The 17,626-nt window shown below is 66.1% G+C and carries 13 protein-coding genes; 1 reads left to right on the top strand and 12 read right to left on the bottom strand.

The features are described 5' to 3' along the window. Positions 1-40 precede the first annotated feature (40 nt). From TVB01_RS03320 to TVB01_RS03295, 6 genes are all read right to left on the bottom strand, one after another. On the bottom strand, positions 41-1,363 hold the full coding sequence (locus TVB01_RS03320; protein ID WP_422454086.1) for a glutamate-5-semialdehyde dehydrogenase: 1,323 nt from the start codon (positions 1,361-1,363) through the stop codon (positions 41-43). Then, entirely contained in the window at positions 1,360-2,601 is a 1,242-nt protein-coding gene (gene proB, locus TVB01_RS03315; RefSeq protein WP_422454084.1) for a glutamate 5-kinase, read from the bottom strand. The genes TVB01_RS03320 and proB overlap by 4 nt, the downstream gene beginning before the upstream one ends. A 51-nt stretch (positions 2,602-2,652) precedes the next feature. Beyond that, positions 2,653-4,224, bottom strand: coding sequence for a GTPase ObgE (obgE, locus tag TVB01_RS03310; protein WP_422454082.1), 1,572 nt, complete (start codon positions 4,222-4,224; stop codon positions 2,653-2,655). A 110-nt stretch (positions 4,225-4,334) separates the two neighbouring features. Then, positions 4,335-4,592 (bottom strand): 50S ribosomal protein L27, encoded by a 258-nt coding sequence (gene rpmA / locus TVB01_RS03305; RefSeq protein WP_066297244.1) that lies wholly within the window; start codon positions 4,590-4,592, stop codon positions 4,335-4,337. Between the two features lie 91 nt (positions 4,593-4,683). Then, positions 4,684-4,995, bottom strand: a complete 312-nt coding sequence (gene rplU / locus TVB01_RS03300; protein ID WP_066297243.1) for a 50S ribosomal protein L21 — start codon at positions 4,993-4,995, stop codon at positions 4,684-4,686. 437 nt (positions 4,996-5,432) lie between these two features. Then, positions 5,433-8,741 (bottom strand): Rne/Rng family ribonuclease, encoded by a 3,309-nt coding sequence (locus TVB01_RS03295; protein WP_422454080.1) that lies wholly within the window; start codon positions 8,739-8,741, stop codon positions 5,433-5,435. Positions 8,742-9,165: 424 nt separating this feature from the next. On the opposite strand from TVB01_RS03295, the gene TVB01_RS03290 reads away from it, so the two are divergent. Next, on the top strand, positions 9,166-9,816 hold the full coding sequence (locus TVB01_RS03290; RefSeq protein WP_422454078.1) for a vitamin K epoxide reductase family protein: 651 nt from the start codon (positions 9,166-9,168) through the stop codon (positions 9,814-9,816). On the opposite strand, the gene TVB01_RS03285 is transcribed toward TVB01_RS03290, so the two are convergent. From TVB01_RS03285 to TVB01_RS03260, 6 genes are all read right to left on the bottom strand, one after another. Then, a complete protein-coding gene (locus TVB01_RS03285) occupies positions 9,813-10,472 on the bottom strand; it encodes a CG0192-related protein (RefSeq protein ID WP_422454076.1) in 660 nt (219 codons plus the stop codon). The genes TVB01_RS03290 and TVB01_RS03285 overlap by 4 nt on opposite strands. A gap of 54 nt (positions 10,473-10,526) precedes the next feature. Beyond that, a complete protein-coding gene (gene ndk / locus TVB01_RS03280; protein WP_422454074.1) occupies positions 10,527-10,946 on the bottom strand; it encodes a nucleoside-diphosphate kinase in 420 nt (139 codons plus the stop codon). A 43-nt stretch (positions 10,947-10,989) separates the two neighbouring features. Continuing rightward, entirely contained in the window at positions 10,990-11,445 is a 456-nt protein-coding gene (locus TVB01_RS03275) for a DUF4233 domain-containing protein (protein WP_422454072.1), read from the bottom strand. A gap of 4 nt (positions 11,446-11,449) precedes the next feature. Beyond that, positions 11,450-12,829: a bifunctional folylpolyglutamate synthase/dihydrofolate synthase gene (locus TVB01_RS03270; RefSeq protein ID WP_422454071.1), complete on the bottom strand. Its 1,380-nt coding sequence runs from the start codon at positions 12,827-12,829 to the stop codon at positions 11,450-11,452. Further along, on the bottom strand, positions 12,829-16,116 hold the full coding sequence (ileS, locus tag TVB01_RS03265) for an isoleucine--tRNA ligase (protein ID WP_422454069.1): 3,288 nt from the start codon (positions 16,114-16,116) through the stop codon (positions 12,829-12,831). Before ileS ends, TVB01_RS03270 begins: the two co-directional genes overlap by 1 nt. A gap of 378 nt (positions 16,117-16,494) precedes the next feature. Then, on the bottom strand, positions 16,495-17,238 hold the full coding sequence (locus TVB01_RS03260) for an SDR family oxidoreductase (protein ID WP_422454068.1): 744 nt from the start codon (positions 17,236-17,238) through the stop codon (positions 16,495-16,497). Between the last annotated feature and the right edge of the window lie 388 nt (positions 17,239-17,626).

Below are 17,626 nucleotides of genomic sequence, written 5' to 3'. Positions count from 1 at the left end.
CCGGAACAACGCAGTCCGGGTCCCGCGCAGGGCAGGTGTTTTAGCCGCGCACCTGGCCGTCGCCCTGGATGATCCACTTGGTGGTGGTCAGTTCCTTGAGGCCCATCGGGCCGCGGGCATGCATCTTCTGGGTGGAGATGCCGACCTCCGCGCCCAGCCCCAGCTCGCCGCCGTCGGTAAACCGGGTGGACGCGTTGACGATCACCGCGGCCGAATCGATCTCGGCAATGAAGCGCTCAGCGTTGGCCAGGTTGTTGGTAATGATCGCCTCGGTATGGCCGGTGGTCCACCGGCGGATGTGCTCGAGTGCTTCCTCCATGGAGTCCACCATGGAGACGGCAAGGTCCAGGTCCATGTACTCCCGGCCCCAGTCATCGTCCGTGGCCTCCACTGCCTGGGTGCCTTCGGGCAGGATCGCCCGGATGCGCTCGTCGGCGTGCAGCCGCACGCCGGACGATGCCAGGACGGCCAGGACCTCGCGGGCTGCCGCTGCGTCCTTGTGGACCAGCAGGGTCTCCACGGTGTTGCAAACGCTGGGACGCTGGGTCTTGGCGTTGACCAGGATGTCGACGGCCATCTCCTCAGGAGCGGATTCGTCGAGGTAGATGTGGACGTTGCCCTCGCCGGTCTCGATGACAGGGACGGACGCGTTGGTGACGACGTTCTGGATCAGGTCGCGGCCGCCGCGTGGAATGAGGACGTCGACCTTGCCGCGCGCCTTCATCAGCACGTTGGCCCCCGGCCGCCCGTAGGTGTCAATGCTCTGCACCGCATCAGAGGGGAGCCCCACTGTGTCCAGGGAGTCCCGGATCAGGTTCACGAGCACGGTGTTGGTAGCTGCGGCCGCGCTGCCGCCGCGCAGGATCACGGCGTTGCCGCTCTTGAGGGCAAGGCCGGCTATATCCACGGTGACGTTCGGGCGGGCCTCGTAGATGGCACCCACAACGCCGAGCGGAACGTGCACCTGCCGAAGCCGCAGGCCGTTGGGCAGCGTCTGCCCGCGGGCAACTGAACCGACAGGGTCCGGCAGGCCGGCCAGGCTCCGCAGGGCCTCAGCCAGTCCGTCGATGCGTTCCGGCGTGAGCGTCAGGCGGTCCAGCAGTGCTTCGGATGTTCCCTTGTCCCGTCCGCGCCGCAGGTCTTCGGCGTTGGCAGCCAGCACCAGGTCGCGCCGGGACACAATGTCCTGGGCAATCTGTTCCAGGGCCAGGTCCTTCCACGCCCGGTTGGCACGGGCCATCCGGCGGGCAGCGGTCCGGGCGCGGTCGGCGATGCTGTTGACGCCGGCTTCAACGTCCTCCGGCGAAGGCGCGGAAGCGGCGGTGCGGTCGTCGGTCACGGCAGCAGTATCGGCAGCGGTCATGCTCCCAGTGTAGCCGCGGCGCCGTCTGACTGTGCGGTCCGTGACGGCGCCTTATCGCCCCGACCGGCACCGTGCGGGTGCAGGATTACCAGGTCATTCACGTGCACCACGGAACGTTCGTAGCCGCGGCCCAGCTCTTTCGCCAGCTCCCGGGTGGAACGGCCGAGCATCTTCGGCAGCTCATCGGAGGCGTAGTTCGTCAGGCCGTGGGCAAGGACCCGGCCGGAGGTGTCGCGCAGCGCGACGGGGTCTCCGGGTTCAAAGTGCCCTTCCACCGCCACGATCCCGGCCGGAAGCAGCGAACGGCGGCGCTCCCCCACGGCCCGCGCGGCGCCGTCGTCGAGCACCAGCGAACCCTGGATCCGGGCCAGGTGCGCAAGCCACAGCAGCCGGATGGGCTGCCGGACGCCGCGGGTGGTGAACCAGGTACCGACGTCTTCGCCGGCCAGGGCGGCGGCAGCGTTTTCGGTGGAGGTGACCAGCGCCGGGATGCCGGACTGCGCCGCGATCGTTGCGGCCTCAACTTTCGTGACCATGCCTCCCGTGCCCACTCCGGCCTTGCCGACCTTTCCGATGCGCACGTCCTCAAGGTCCTGCATACCGGTGACTTCGCGAATGCGCCGGGCACCCGCCGAGGGCGGACCGTCATAGAGGGAGTCGACGTCGGAGAGCAGGATCAGTGCGTCCGCCTTGACCAGGTGCGCCACGAGAGCCGCCAGCCGGTCATTGTCGCCGAAGCGGATTTCGTGGCTGGCAACCGTGTCGTTCTCGTTGACGATCGGTACGACACCGAAGTTCAGCAGCCGCTCCATCGCCCGGTGGGCGTTGGCGTGGTGGGTTCGGCGCATCAGGTCCTCCACCGTCAGCAGGACCTGGCTGACGGTGACGCCATGCCGTCCGAATGCTTCGGTGTAGCGCGCCATCAGCAGTCCCTGACCCACGCTGGCCGCGGCCTGCTGGGTGGAGAGCTGGGACGGGCGCCGGCTCAGGCCCAGCGGCGCAAGGCCTGCTGAAATCGCCCCCGAGGAGACCAGGATGATCTCAGTCCCCTGCTGCCGCCTGGCAGCGAGGACGTCCGCCAGGGACGTCAGCGCCTCGTCCGAAATGCCGCCCGCAACCGATGTCAGGGAGGAGGATCCCACCTTGACGACGATGCGGCGGGCACGGCCGAGGCCCGCGCGGGACTGGAGCGGGCGCTTGGGAGCGGAAACGGTCTTTGCTTCAGATTCTTCAGTCATGACCGATCCAGCCTATGCCCAAGCCCCGCCCATTCCGACTTCGTGAAGGGATTAGTCGTCTTCGGCAGGCTGAGGACTGGAATGCTTGTAGTTGACCGATTCGGTCCAGATTCCCGCCTTGCGCTCGGCTTCCAGCTCGGCACGGGCCGCTGCACGGGCGTCCTTGCGCTGCTGGTGGTCCTCGCGCTTTTCGCTGCGGGTCGGACGGGAGAAGTCCTCGATGCGGATGTCCGAGCCGCGCGGCGAGGCAGCCAGCAGTTCGGCGCCGCCAATCATGGTCGGTTCCCAGTCGAAGACGACGCCGTCGCCCTCGCCAATGACTACGGCATCGCCGGGCTTGGCGCCGGCCTTGAAGAGCTGGTCTTCGACACCGAGCTTGGCCAGGCGGTCGGCCAGGTAACCGACGGCTTCGTCGTTGGTGAAGTCCGTCTGCTGGACCCAGCGCACCGGCTTGTCGCCCAGGACGCGGAACAGCGGTTCGAGGTTGCGCTCCTCGCGGCGGATGGTGAATCCGCCCTTGGCGTTGACGGACCGCGGACGCACCACGGGCGCGACGATCCGCGGCGGAGCGGTTTCGATTGCCTTGCGGGCTTCAGCGACGATGGCGGCCATGGCGAAGCCGAGTTCACGAAGACCTTCGTGGCTCGCTGCAGAGACCTCGAATACGCGGTAGCCGCGCTTTTCGAGCTCCGGACGGACGAACTCTGCCATGTCGCGTCCGTCGGGCACGTCGACCTTGTTCAGTGCCACCAGGCGCGGACGCTGGTTCAGCGGAACGACGTCGCCGTCGGCACCCGCATAACTCATGTCCACTTCGTACTTCTCGAGTTCGGCCTCGATCACGTCGAGGTCGCCGAGCGGATCCCGGTCAGTTTCCAGGGCGGCGCAGTCCAGGACATGGACGAGGGCAGCACAGCGTTCCACATGGCGCAGGAAGTGGTGTCCCAGGCCCTTGCCTTCGGAAGCACCCTCGATGAGCCCCGGAACGTCGGCCACGGTGAAGCGGACATCACCGGCCTGGACAACGCCCAGGTTCGGGATCAGCGTGGTGAAGGGGTAGTCGGCGATCTTGGGCCGCGCCGCGGACATGGCCGCGATCAGCGAGGACTTGCCGGCGGAGGGGAAACCGACCAGCGCGATGTCGGCGATCGACTTAAGTTCCAGGACAATGTCCCGCTCATCGCCCGGTGTGCCCAGCAGGGCGAAGCCGGGGGCCTTGCGCTTCTGCGAGGAGAGCGAGGAGTTGCCCAGGCCGCCCTGGCCGCCGGCAGCGGCGACGTATTCAGCGCCCATGCCAACAAGGTCGGCCAGGACTTTTCCGTCCTTGGACTTGACGACCGTACCTTCAGGAACGGACAGCACCAGGGTCTCCCCCGTCTTGCCCGCACGCCAGTCGCCCATGCCCGGTCCGCCGTTTCCGGCGTGGCGGTGTGGGGCGTGGTGGTAGTCGAGCAGCGTGGTGGTCTGGCCGTCCACGCGCAGGATGACGTCGCCGCCGTCGCCGCCGTTACCGCCGTCGGGACCGCCGAGCGGCTTGAACTTTTCGCGCTTTACGGACACGCAACCATGGCCGCCGGCACCGCCTGAAACATGCAGTACAACACGGTCTACAAAGCTGGCCATGGTTCTCCTTGTTGAAAAAATTGGATCAAGCCAAGTCTACCCGGCTTAAAAAACAGGTGGGGGGGGGGGCCCCCGCGCCCCCCCCCACCGGAAATGCTATTTGCCGAGAATTACTCGGCGGCTGCGACGATGTTCACGACGCGGCGTCCACGACGGCTGCCGAATTCAACGGCACCTGCCTCGAGGGCGAACAGCGTGTCATCTCCGCCACGGCCAACGCCTGCACCGGGGTGGAAGTGGGTGCCACGCTGGCGAACGATGATTTCGCCGGCCTTGACGACCTGGCCGCCGAAACGCTTCACGCCCAGGTACTGTGCGTTGGAGTCACGGCCGTTGCGAGTAGAGCTCGCACCTTTCTTATGTGCCATTTTCTAATCCTGCCTTTGCTCTGACTGATGTTGATGCCTAAGGTGCGGGCCATCCCGCGGATCCAGCCCTTGGCGGGCCGGAACGTAGGAATCAGGAGTTGATGGAGGTGACCTTGACCTTGGTCAGCGAGGAGCGGTAGCCCTGACGCTTCTTGTAACCGGTCTTGTTCTTGAACTTCTGGATGACAATCTTCGGACCCCGGAAGTTTTCGATAACTTCTGCCGTAACCGTAACCTTTGCCAGGTCCGCAGCGGCAGAGGTGACCTTGTCGCCATCAACCAAAAGCAGGGCAGGCAGCTCAAAGGTGCTGCCGGCTCCACCGGGGACGCGGTCCAGGGTTACGAGGTCTCCAACGGAAACCTTTTCTTGGCGGCCGCCAGCGCGGACAATCGCGTACACCACTTGGGAACTCACTTCTCTCGACGTTTAATACTTGGATGCGCACTTCCCCGGACCAGATTTGTGCCCAGGTTGCGCCATGCAGTTACGCCCTGTACCGAATAACGGCTTCGAAGGCGTTCGCACCGAAGTTCAAGGTTACGCTAAGGGACCCATAAGCCGCAAATGCACGGCCGATCCAGCGTTCCATCCACAACGGACGTCACTGCGCTAGGTACTACTCTATAACACTTCGCCGGGCCCTGAGTCCGCGCTGGCCGCAGCGCCCCTGACGGTTAACGGCAGCAGGGCCCCCCCCCCGGGGTGGGGGGGGGGGGGGGCGGGGGGTGGGGGGCCCCGCCCGGGGGGGCCGCCGCCCCCCTCCCGGTAACCGCCCGCCGGCCGCCGCCGTGGACGGCGGGGCGGCGGCCTGCTGCTGTTCGAAACACGCTGCAGTGGTCTTACAGATCAGATGCGGGAACTCCGACTCCAAGAATTACCGGAGTACTGGCCTCCGCTTTGGGCCGTTCAGCCGGGAGCGCAGCCACGGCCGTGGTGCTGCTCCCCTGCGCAGCGGACTCAAGGCCCTCGGAACCGGCCTTGATGATCTGCGCGTCGGCGGCGCCCTGCGGGCTGCGTGCGGCGCGGCGGCGCCGAGGACGGCGGGCAGGCTCTTCCACAGGCGCAACCACACCGCTGTCAGCGGCGGACCTGCCGCCCGCAGACACGTTTCCGGAGGACGGCGTCTTGTCCTCTGCCGCGGGCGGAACCGGGGAGACGTCGTTGAACGCCTCGGTCAGGCTTTCCAGGGTGAGCTGGGCTTCCTGGCGGACCGGGCGCCGGCGTTCACGCCGCGGGACAATCACGGTTTCACCCTGGATCCGCAGGATTGCTCCGGCTTCCTCCGGGAGATCGTCCTGCGGTTCCTTGATCAGCGGCTTTTCAGCAGGCTCGGCAGGCGCCTCGGCCGGCGACGCAGGGCTGCCGGCCGCCTCCTCAGCGCCGTGGGCTGCTGCGGCGGCAGCGGCAATCGTGGCCAGAGCAGCGCGTGCGGCCTCTGCCTTGGCTGCACGCTCATCCGGCTGGGTTTCCTCGGCCGCTGTCTGCTCCGCGGCAGCGGGAGCAGGCTGGTTCTGGTTCTGGTTCTGGTTCCGGTTGCGGCGCTTGCGCTCTCCGCGGGACTGCTTCTCCTGCTTCAGGTGCTGGGAGTGGTTGTCCTCCGAGACGGCGTGGCCGGCGTGGCTGGTGCTGCGCCGGTGCTCCACCGGGATGTCATGGGTAATGACGCCGCGGCCGGCACAGTGCGAGCATTCCTCGCCGAAGACTTCCAGCAGGCCGGTACCCATGCGCTTGCGCGTCATCTGCACCAGGCCCAGCGAGGTCACCTCGGCAACCTGGTGCTTGGTGCGGTCCCGGCCCAGGCACTCAACCAGGCGGCGGAGCACGAGGTCACGGTTGGCTTCGAGCACCATGTCGATGAAGTCGATGACAATGATGCCGCCGATGTCCCGCAGGCGGAGCTGGCGGACAACTTCCTCCGCAGCTTCCAGGTTGTTCTTGGTGACGGTTTCTTCGAGGTTTCCGCCGCTGCCGGTGAACTTGCCGGTGTTGACGTCCACCACGGTCATGGCTTCGGTGCGGTCGATAACCAGCGAGCCGCCCGACGGCAGGAAGACCTTGCGGTCCAGTGCCTTGGCGATCTGCTCATCAATGCGGCTGGCCGCAAAGATATCTTCGTCCTTGGTCCACTTCTCGAGGCGGCCCACCAGGTCCGGTGCCACGTAGGTGACATAGGCCTCGATGGTGTCCCAGGCTTCCTCGCCGGAGACGATCAGCTTGGAGAAGTCCTCGTTGAAGACGTCGCGGACCACCTTGATGGTGAGGTCGGGTTCGCCGTAGAGGAGTTCAGGCGGCAGGGTCTTGGTGGACTTGGCCTTGGCCTCGATGTTCTCCCATTGCGCACGGAGCCGGTTGATGTCATTCATCAGCTCCTCTTCGGAGGCGCCTTCGGCCGCTGTGCGGACAATGACGCCGGCGTTCTGCGGCAGGTGGTCCTTGAGGATCTTCTTCAGGCGGTTGCGCTCGACGTCGGGCAGCTTGCGGGAGATGCCGGTCATCGAACCGCCCGGGACGTACACCAGGTAACGTCCGGGCAGCGAGATCTGGCTGGTCAGGCGGGCCCCCTTGTGCCCGACCGGGTCCTTGGTGACCTGGACCAGCACGGAGTCGCCGGACTTCAGCGCCAGCTCGATGCGGCGCGGCTGTCCGTCCAGCCCGGCGGCATCCCAGTTCACTTCCCCGGCATAGAGCACGGCGTTGCGGCCGCGTCCAATGTCCACGAACGCGGCTTCCATGCTGGGGAGCACGTTCTGGACCTTGCCAACGTAGACGTTGCCAATCAGGGAGTCCTGCTGGGTGTTGGACACGAAGTGCTCGGCCAGTACACCGTCTTCGAGGACGCCGATCTGGATCCTGTCATCGCGCTGGCGGACGATCATCTGCCGGTCGACCGATTCGCGGCGCGCCAGGAACTCCGCCTCGGTGATGACGTGGCGGCGGCGGCCGGATTCGCGTGATTCGCGGCGGCGCTGCTTCTTTGCCTCCAGGCGGGTAGAGCCCTTTACCGAGGTGACACGGTCGCTGACCGGTGCTTCGGCGTGGGCACGCGGAGCGCGTACCCGGGTGACGGTGTTGGGCGGATCATCATCGGATCCGCCGGTCAGTTCCAGGTCTGCATCTCCGCGGCGGCGGCGACGGCGGCGGCGGGAGGTGACGCCATCTGCGCTCTCTTCCCCAACACCGGGCGCCTGACTGCTGTCTTCACCGTCAGCGGCGTCGTCGCCTTCAGAGCGGCTGCGTCCACGGCTGCGGCGGCGGCTGCGGCGCGAACGGCCGCCTTCCTTGGCGTCCTCGTCGGTGTCGTCCTCGGGGCCGGACTCGGGGGCAACCGGAGCCAGCGCCTTGACGGCTGTGAGGTCAGGGGCATGGAAGAGCACCGAGGTGGGTGATTCCGGAATGGCGAAGGGGTCCAGGACGGCAGGTGCGGCAGCCGGTTCGGATTCCTTTGGAGCCGAAGCGGCAGCGTTTTCGCCTGCCGTTACCGGCGCAGCTTCAGCGTCGGCGTCGGGAGCCGTATCGGCTGCCTCCGGTGCAGGAGATCCTGTCTTAGCGGCGGCCCGACGGCGCGTCCGGGTACGTGGGGCTGCTTTGGCGTCCCCGGCCTCTACGGTGGGAGCTTCAGGCTCTCCGTCAGCCGCAGCCGCAGGAGCCTCAGATGCTGCGGCGTCGGCCTTGTGTGCCGGTTCCGCGGCAGCTTCAGGCTTCTTTGCCGGGCTGCGGCGCCGGCGAACCGCCTTTGCGGGCTGTTCAGCTGCGGGGTCTTCAGCAGCTTCACCGGCAACGTCTGCCGTCTCGGCGTCCGCGGCGGGAGAGGTGGCAGGGGCGCTCTGCTCGGCGGAGGCCCTGCGGCGGGGCGCACGGGTTCGCTTGGGCTTGGCGTCAGCATCGGCGGAGACGCCTGTGCCCTGATCAGCTACGGCCGCGGCGGAGGCCTGCTCTGCCGCAGTTTCCGTAACGGCAGGCTCAGTTCCTGCTCCTGTGTCCGCCCCGGCAGCAGCATCCACCGGCGGCTTGCGACGTGCCCGTGAAGGGCGCTTGGCGGGGGCCTTTGCACCCTCTTGTGCAGGCGCTTCAGGCTGCCCTGCTGCCGGTCCGGCCTGCGCAGTTTCCGCCGGTTCGACCGCTTCTTCTGTTGTGCGTTCAATATTCATATAAAGCTATGCTCCGGCCCCCGCGGCACTGGCCACATTCCAATGCCCGGAGGGCAATGTATCGGCTGTGCGTGGCATCGCAGCCTGCGCCAGCCGGAAGTCGTCTAAATGTCCCGCCAGGTCGCGCCATCGTGAGGGCACGGCATCACTCGCAAGACCAGCGGCGCTTTTCCTGCTACCTGCTCTTAACGGCGAGGCGTTTGGGCTGGGGTAGGACTGTACGGCGGATTCCCCTGTCCCATCCGGATTGATGGGCATTCGTGTCTCGGGAAGCATCGCCAACAGCACCGGAAGCCTGTCGCTGGACCATCGACGGAATGTGGTTCCGCCAACAGCCACAGTCATTATCTCACACGGCGGTCATTCCGCCAGCTTGCTGGGCATAGAATCGGACGACCGACACCTGTCCGATAAGGAGCCCCGCGTGACTTCCAGCGCCACCCGCCCGACGATCAGCAGGGATCGTGCCCGCGATAACGGCGAAGAGAACATCCCACGGTCCGTGCGGCAGCGGCCATTTGCGTGGCTGGTGCTCATTACCTCGATCGTGGGCTGGCTGGGATCCGGGATCCTGGTCGTTGAACGCCTGCGGGTGTACGCGGACGCCGACTACATCACCAGCTGCGACATCAGCCCCTGGGTCTCCTGCGGCACCGTCTTCCAAACCTGGCAGGCGTCCTTGTTTGGTTTCCCCAATCCCCTGATCGGCATCATTGCCTTCGCTGTGACCGTCACCGTGGCCATGTCGATGTTCGCCGGCGCCCGGTTCTCCCGCTGGTACTGGGCAGCCTTCCAGGCCGGCGTCACGCTCGGCATGGTTTTCGTGGTGTGGCTCTGGAGTCAGGCGCTCTTCGATATCTACGTGCTGTGCATCTACTGCATTGTGGTCTGGACGGCGATGATCCCGCTGTTCGTCTTCACGACAGTCAGGAACCTCGCCCACGGGGTCATTCCCGCACCCCGCGGACTGGTCCGCTTCGTTTCAGAATGGGCATGGGCTATCACGGCGCTGCTGTGGATCGCCACAGCAGCGTCCATATTCTTCCGCTTCATGAATTCATTCCTGGGAAGCTAGCTCCCGGGCTGGCCGAGCGGAAAAGCCCAACCGAGCACTGCCGGGTCCTGCTGTCCGTCCCACAGGGCCACGAGCGACGGCGGCGGCGCGGCGCGGCCGCCCAGGTCCAGGATCCGGACCAGGGAGAGTTCCCAGTTCTCGTGCAGCATCCTGGTTACCGTCCAGCCGGCCGGCTCGCGTTCCGGAGCTTCCACCAGCTCCTCGCCGTCGGGCATTCCGCTGGTCTCCAGGGTGAGGCTCCGGGCCAGCTCCCGGCGCACGCCGTCTTCTTCGACGTACTGCAGTGCCTGCCCGACGCCGTCGATCACCGCCGCAGCGAAGGCTGCCACGTACACCGGATCACCGCAGGCATCATAGACCCAGCGGCGGCCGAGCACCGAGTGCTCCATCGTACCGATGAGGTACGCCTCTGCCCCCTGGAGCGGTTCCCCGCGGTACGTCAGCGGCACCTGCACGGTCAGCGGCCCCGCCTGCATGATGTGGGTCTCCATCCCCACTTCGCCCTGCGGGTCATCAAACCGGAAAGCACCGACAGGCCGCGCGGCAACCGGCGCGCCGTCCGCACCGTCTGCCGGGAACCACGAAGCCGTTGGCAGCCACTCCGAGATCAGTTCGGCCTTGGAAGGACTGAGGTCTGCATTGTAGATATGTGCCATGGCCCACAGCCTAAGCCTCCTGCGCGTTACAGAGACGCTGTGTGCGCTGTCCGGTTACTTACCGAACCAGATGGCGATCTCGCGCTCGGCCGATTCGGCGGAATCCGAGCCGTGCACCAGGTTCTGCTGGACCTTGGTTCCCCAGTCGCGGCCAAAGTCTCCGCGGATGGTTCCCGGCGCAGCAGTAGTCGGTTCGGTGGCGCCGGCCAGTGAACGGAAACCCTCGATGACGCGCTGGCCTTCAAAGACGGCCGCCACGATCGGACCGCTGAGCATGAACTCGACCAGCGGCTCGTAGAACGGCTTTCCCACGTGCTCGGCGTAGTGCGCCTCCAGCAGTTCCCTGGTGGCGTCCATCTTCTTCAGCTCAGCCAGGGTGTACCCCTTGGCTTCGATGCGGGCCAGGATGGCGCCGGTCAGGTTGCGGCGGACGCCGTCGGGCTTGATCAGGACAAGTGTGCGCTCGGTGCTCACGCTGGATATCTCCTTGGAGGTTGTGGGGTGACTGGTACTAAGCCTAGCTGGTGGCGGCTTCGCCGGATTCGGACCCGTGGGCAGCTTCCCACTCCGCCTGTTCCTTGTCCCGCTGCCGGTTCTCCCGGTCCAGCCGCGCCCCTGCCCGGAGGGCGTACCACCAGGTGCCGGCGAACAGGGCCCCGACGAAGAACATCATGGGTTCCAGGAAGCCGGTGGCGATGATGGCCAGTTGAAGAACCCAGCCAATCCAGGGGCCCGCCGGCTTGGACAGGAAGGCACAGGCACCTATCAGGGCTGCTGCCAGGAGGACCCCGCCAATCAGGATCACCAGGGGTTCCAGCGTCTCCCGCTGCAGCCCGAAGACGACAAGGGTTCCGAAGAGCACCACGAAGGCTTCCAGGCTCAGCACCGTGGAAGCGAACATCACGCGGATGGAACGGCGTTTTTTCGGCATGCCCGGGCGCCAATCGCGCTGGGCCTTGGTCATTCGTGCCATGGACTTACTTTCCGAGAAGGGTACGCGCTTCGGCGACCACGGTGATGGAACCGATGACGAGCACGCCGCCGGCGAGGTCGTTGTTTTCCTCTGCCTTGGCCACGGCCCATTCAATGGCATTGTCCAGGCCCGGCTCCACCTGGATCGACTCGTCCGGGAAGCCGGCGTCGACAGCGTCCTGCACGAGTTCCTCGGCCGGGGTCGCCCGCGGTGAACTGGACTGGGTGAGGCAGATGCCGGTGACGGTGTCCCCGAGGACCTCACGCAGTTCCGCGAGGATTCCGACGGCGTCCTTCTCCGTGAGGATCCCGGCGACGATCACCAGGGAGGACAGGTTGAAGGACTCGAGCACGGCCTGGGCGCTGGCCCGGGCTCCGGCAGGGTTATGGGCTGCATCGACAATGATCGTCGGTGCCGTGCGGACAACCTCCAGGCGCCCCGGAGACGTGACGGTCTGGAATCCGGTGCGCAGCAGCTCCACGTCCAGTTCCTTGGATCCGCCCCCGATGAAGGCTTCCAGTGCCGCGACGGCGACGGCGGCGTTCTGCGCCTGGTGTTCTCCGTGCAGCGGCACGAGGAGGTCCTCGTAGCGGCCGGCCAGTCCATTGACGGTCACCAGCTGTCCGCCGACGGCCATGGTGCGGGATTCCACCCCGAACTCGATCCCCTCAAAGCGGAACGGGACACCTGCCTCGTTGGCCTTCTCCAGCAGCACCTGTGCGGCTTCCACCGGCTGGGCCGCACTGATCAGGAATCCGTTCTCCTTGATGATGCCGGCCTTCTCCAACGCAATGTCGGCGACGTCGTCTCCCAGGAGTTCGGTGTGGTCCAGGGAAATGGGGGTCACCACCGATACGGCGCCGTCGCCCACGTTGGTGGCGTCGGTGATGCCGCCGAGACCAACTTCGATCACGGCCACGTCCACCGGTTCGTCGGCAAAGACTGCGAACGCCAGGATCGTCACGCACTCGAAGTAGGTCAGGCGCGGTTCACCGGCGGCATCGAGTTCGGCGTCGACCATTTCCAGGTAGGGACGAATCTCGTCCCAGATCCGGACGAACGTCTCGTCGGCGACGGGTTCACCGTCGATGCTGATGCGCTCGGTGACCTTGCTCAGGTGCGGGCTGGTGTACCGGCCGGTGCGCAGCCCGTACGCCCGCAGGCCGCCCTCGATCAGCCGCGCCGTCGACGTCTTGCCGTTGGTCCCGGTGATGTGGATGATCGGGAACGCCTTGTTCGGCTCGCCCAGGATTTCCATGGCCCGGAACAGCGGAGCCATCCGCGGCTCCATCTTGTTCTCCGGGGCACGGCTGAGCAGTTCAGCGTAGACGCTCTCGACTGAGAAGCCGTCGATGGAGCCTGAGGGGCTGTCTTCAGCGGTCATCAGATCTTCTCCACGGTCACGATGTATTTGTCGGTGTCTTTGTCGTTGTCCTTGACCGCCAGGTCGCCCGCAACAATCAGCTCAGCCGTGAGTGTTTCAGTCTTGATCAGGCTGTCGTTGGCTTCCAGCGCGGCCGCATCCGCCTCCGACGTGCGGATGGTAGTGCGGATCCGGTCGCTGATGTGGAGGTTTGCGTCGCGGCGGGCCTGCTGGATGGCACGGATGGCGTCGCGGGCGGCGCCCTCTGCTGCCAGTTCCGGAGTTACCTCCGTGTCCAGGACCAGGAACCCGCCGCCGGGCAGGACTGCCACGGCCTTCGAGGATTCACCGTCTCCGGACTCCACCACCGTTTCCAGGGTGTACTCGTGCGGTTCCAGCGCCAGTCCCCCGGCAGTGACTGTCCCGTCCTCGGCCACGGACCAGTCACCGGACTTGGAGCCCTTGATGGCGGCCTGGACGTTCTTGCCCAGGCGCGGGCCGGCGGCGCGTGCGTTCACCACCAGCTTCTGCGTGATGCCGAACTCGGCAGGATCAGCCTCTGCGGCATCGACCAGGCGGACGGACTTGAGGTTCAGTTCATCCGCGATGATCGCGGCGAACTGCCCCTGGAGCGCTTCGGCTTCCGGAGCGACCACGGTCATCCCGGCCAGCGGCAGCCGGACCCGGAGGTTGGCGGCCTTGCGCAGCGAGGAGCCGACGGAAGCGATCTTCCGGGTGAGGTCCATGCGGGCCACCAAGTCCGGGTCCCGGGGGAAGGCACCGGCTTCGGGCCAGTCGGTCAGGTGGACCGAGCGTCCGCCCGTCAAACCGCGCCAGATCTCCTCGGTCACCAGCGGCAGCAGCGGCGCCGCAACACGGCAGACAGCTTCAAGGCAGGTGTAGAGGACGTCGAAGGCCTGGGTGTCTTCGTCGAAGAACCGGGAGCGGCTGCGGCGGACGTACCAGTTGGTCAGCGTATCCATGTAGGCGCGCAGCATGTCGCAGGCGACCGAAACGTCGTAGGTGTCCAGCGCCGTCGTCATGTCCCGGATGAGGTCGCCCGTGGCGGCCAGCATGTAGGTATCCAGCGGTTCGGTGGATTCGTGGCGCAGCGACGCCTCATACCCGGCACCGTTGTTCGCGGCGTTGGTGTAGAGGGTGAAGAAGTGCCACACGTTCCACAGCGGCAGGATGACCTGGCGGACGCCGTCGCGGATCCCCTGTTCGGTGACGATCAGGTTGCCGCCGCGCAGGATCGGTGAGGCCATCAGGAACCAGCGCATGGCGTCCGAGCCGTCGCGGTCCAGGACCTCGGAAACGTCCGGGTAGTTCTGCAGCGACTTGGACATCTTCTGTCCATCGGAACCGAGGACGATTCCGTGGCTGATCACGTTGGTAAACGCGGGCCGGTCGAAGAGTGCGGTCGCCAGGATGTGCAGCGTGTAGAACCAGCCGCGGGTCTGGCCAATGTATTCCACGATGAAGTCGCCGGGGTTGTGGTGCTCGAACCAGTCGGCGTTCTCGTGCGGATAGTGCACCTGGGCGTACGGCATCGAGCCGGAGTCAAACCAGACGTCCAGAACGTCCTCGACGCGGCGCATGGTGGACTTGCCGGTGGGGTCGTCCGGGTTAGGACGCGTCAGTTCGTCGATAAACGGACGGTGCAGGTCCGGCTGGCCCTCCTTGTTCAGCGGCAGCCGGCCGAAGTCGGCTTCCATCTCGGCGAGGGAGCCGTAGACGTCCGTGCGCGGGTAGTTGGGGTCATCCGACACCCAGACCGGGATGGGGCTGCCCCAGTAGCGGTTGCGGCTGATTGACCAGTCCCGGGCATTTTCAAGCCACTTGCCGAACTGGCCGTCCTTGACGTTCTCCGGGATCCAGTTGATCTGCTGGTTCAGCTCGATCATGCGGTCCTTGATCTTGGTGACCTCCACGAACCAGGAGGAGACAGCCTTGTAGATCAGCGGGTTCCGGCAGCGCCAGCAGTGCGGGTAGCTGTGCTCGTAGCTGGCCTGGCGCAGCAGGCGCCCCTCGGACTTCAGCTCACGGGTGATCGGCTTGTTGGCATCGAAGACCTGCAGGCCGGCGATTTCGCTCAGCGGGCCTTCGCCGAACATGGGCAGGAACTTGCCGCCCTCATCCACGGAGAGGATCACCGGGATGCCGTTGGCTTCGCAGATTTTCTGGTCGTCTTCACCGTAGGCCGGGGCCTGGTGGACAATTCCGGTGCCGTCGGTGGTGGTGACGTAGTCGGCCACGACGATTCGCCAGGCGTTGGCAGTGCCCCACTTCTCGGCGTCGGCGTAGTAGTTCCAGAGCGGTGTGTAGCCCAGGCCTTCGAGCTCCTTGCCCGTATGCACGGAGGTGACGGCGGCTCGGGCTGCCTCGGCGTCGTCGTATCCCAGGTCCTTGGCGTAGGACGCGACCAGGTCCTCAGCGAGGAGGAAGCGGCCTTCACCGGCAGCTGTGCCGTTGGGGCCGGCGGGAACGACGGCGTAGCGGACGTCCGGTCCGACGGCGAGGGCCATGTTGGTGGGCAGGGTCCACGGCGTGGTGGTCCAGGCGATGGCGTTGACGCCCTCGAGCTCCGCGGAGAGCACGTTGTCTCCGGCGGTGACCGGGAAGGTGACCGTGACGGTCTGGTCCTGGCGCATCTTGTAGACGTCGTCGTCCATGCGCAGCTCGTGGTTGGAGAGCGGAGTCTCGTCCTTCCAGCAGTACGGGAGCACCCGGAAGCCGCTGTAGGTCAGGCCCTTTTCATGCAGGGTCTTGAAGGCCCAGATGACCGACTCCATGTACTCGACGTTGAGCGTCTTGTAGTCGTTCTCGAAGTCCACCCAGCGGGCCTGGCGGGTGACATAGTCCTGCCATTCCCCGGCGTACTTCATGACCGAGGCACGGCAGGCATCGTTGAACTTGTCGATGCCCATCTTCTCGATCTGGACCTTGTCGCTCATGCCGAGCTGCTTCATGGCTTCCAGCTCGGCCGGCAGGCCGTGGGTGTCCCAGCCAAACCGGCGCTCAACGCGGTGTCCGCGCTGGGTCTGGTAGCGGGCCACCAGGTCCTTGACGTAGCCGGTGAGCAGGTGGCCGTAATGCGGCAGGCCGTTGGCGAAGGGAGGACCGTCGTAGAAAACGAACTCGTTGGAGCCCTCTTCCCCGGCGGGCCGGGCATCGATGGAGGCCTGGAAGGTACCGTCCTCGTTCCAGTACTTCAGGACCCGCTCTTCGAGTTCGGGAAACCTGGGCGAGGACGCTGCAGCTTCGGCGGAATCGCCGGCGGAGGCCTTGGGGTAGATCTGTGGCATGTTCGTCATCCTGATAGCGGCAAATGAATCTGGCTGTAAAAACAGGATGCAAGGGCGATTCTCCCTTCCGGCTGACGCCGTGCGGGAAACCGCGGTACCACCTCGCTTGCCGCCGTCGTCCGCCCTGGTATTCCAGATGCGTACGCCGGCTGCCGCTCATTGACTGCTGTGACGGGCTTACCCGTCCGGTTCTACTGGGTGCCTGCCCTGCGGGGAGAGGCACTGTTCTTCCGGAAGCTCGCCGGTGATGGCCGGGTCAAAGCTGCTTGGCCCAGTTTAGGCCACCTCCGGGCGTCTGTCGAAGCTGGGTACCGGGCGGCCGCGTCACGTCTCTCTTGCCTGCCCATGCCGGCGGCCGGATCGGGTCGGCCGCGTCGCCTAGCGGCGGATGACTTTGTGCTGCGCTGCCTGGGCCACTGGCCGGATGACGACCTGGTCCAGGTTCACGTGGTGAGGAGCGTTGAGCGCGTAGGCCATGACGTCCGCGACGTCGGCGGCGGTAAGCGGCTTCTCGACGCCGGCGTAGATCTTCTCTGCCGCAGCGGCGTCGCCCAGCCGGTTCAGTGAGAACTCCTCGGTTTTGACCATGCCCGGAAGGATCTCGATAACCCTGATGTTGTGCTCCGCCTCTTCAAGGCGCAGTGCCTGGGTCAGCGCTTCCTCGCCCGCTTTCGCGGCGCAGTAGCCTGCTCCGCCTTCGTAGGCTGCGAGCGCCGCCGTGGACGTGAGCATGAGGATGGACCCGTGTCCGTTCTCGCGCAGCGAGGGGAGGAACGCCTGTGTCACGTAAAGCGCCCCCAGAACGTTCACGTTGTACATCCGGACCCAGTCTTCCGGCTTTCCCTCCGCCACGTAGTCCATGCCGAAGGCACCGCCGGCATTGTTCACAAGGGCGTCCACTCCCCCACCCTCCAGCACCTGCCGGGCCATGGCTTCCACCGAAGCCTGGTCTGTGACGTCGCAGGTGAGGACCTGGGCGCCGGTCTCTGCTGCGAGCTCTTTCAGCCGGTCTTCCCGGCGGGCGACGGCAATAACATCCCAGCCTGTCTTTCGCAGGGCACGGACTGCTGCCGCACCGATTCCTGAGCTTGCTCCGGTTACAACCACGCGCTTGTTCGTCATGCGGGCCAGCCTAGCGAACTGCGTCCCGGTTGGGCTGTCTGGGTGTCCTGCTGTGTCGCGGGAAGGGTCCGCCGGGGGCTCTGGGCCGTCGACTGCCCGCCCTTCCCACGTTCTGTGGCAGCAGTGAATGGTGAGGCCCCACGGGTTGCCGCCTGCCACAATCCGTGGGAACGGCGGGCAGGGATCGACAGTGCACGAAGGCCACCGCCGCCCGGGCTGCCCACTCTGCGTGCTTTCCAGCAGGCACAGGGTGCTGCATGTCTGGCATGGCTCCGTGAGCGGCTGGAAAACACGGGCTAGTTCACCGTGCAGCTGTCTCTTTCGGCCGCTCCCACCGGAAGTCGCCTGTGTCCTCCACAGGCGTAGCCGTACGGCGGAATGTTCCCGG

Source organism: Arthrobacter sp. 7Tela_A1 (genome assembly GCF_049311065.1).
Classification (GTDB): Bacteria; Actinomycetota; Actinomycetes; order Actinomycetales; family Micrococcaceae; genus Arthrobacter_B.
The sequence above is the reverse complement of the archived record's forward strand: the minus strand, read 5'-3'. Positions and strand labels throughout refer to the sequence as shown.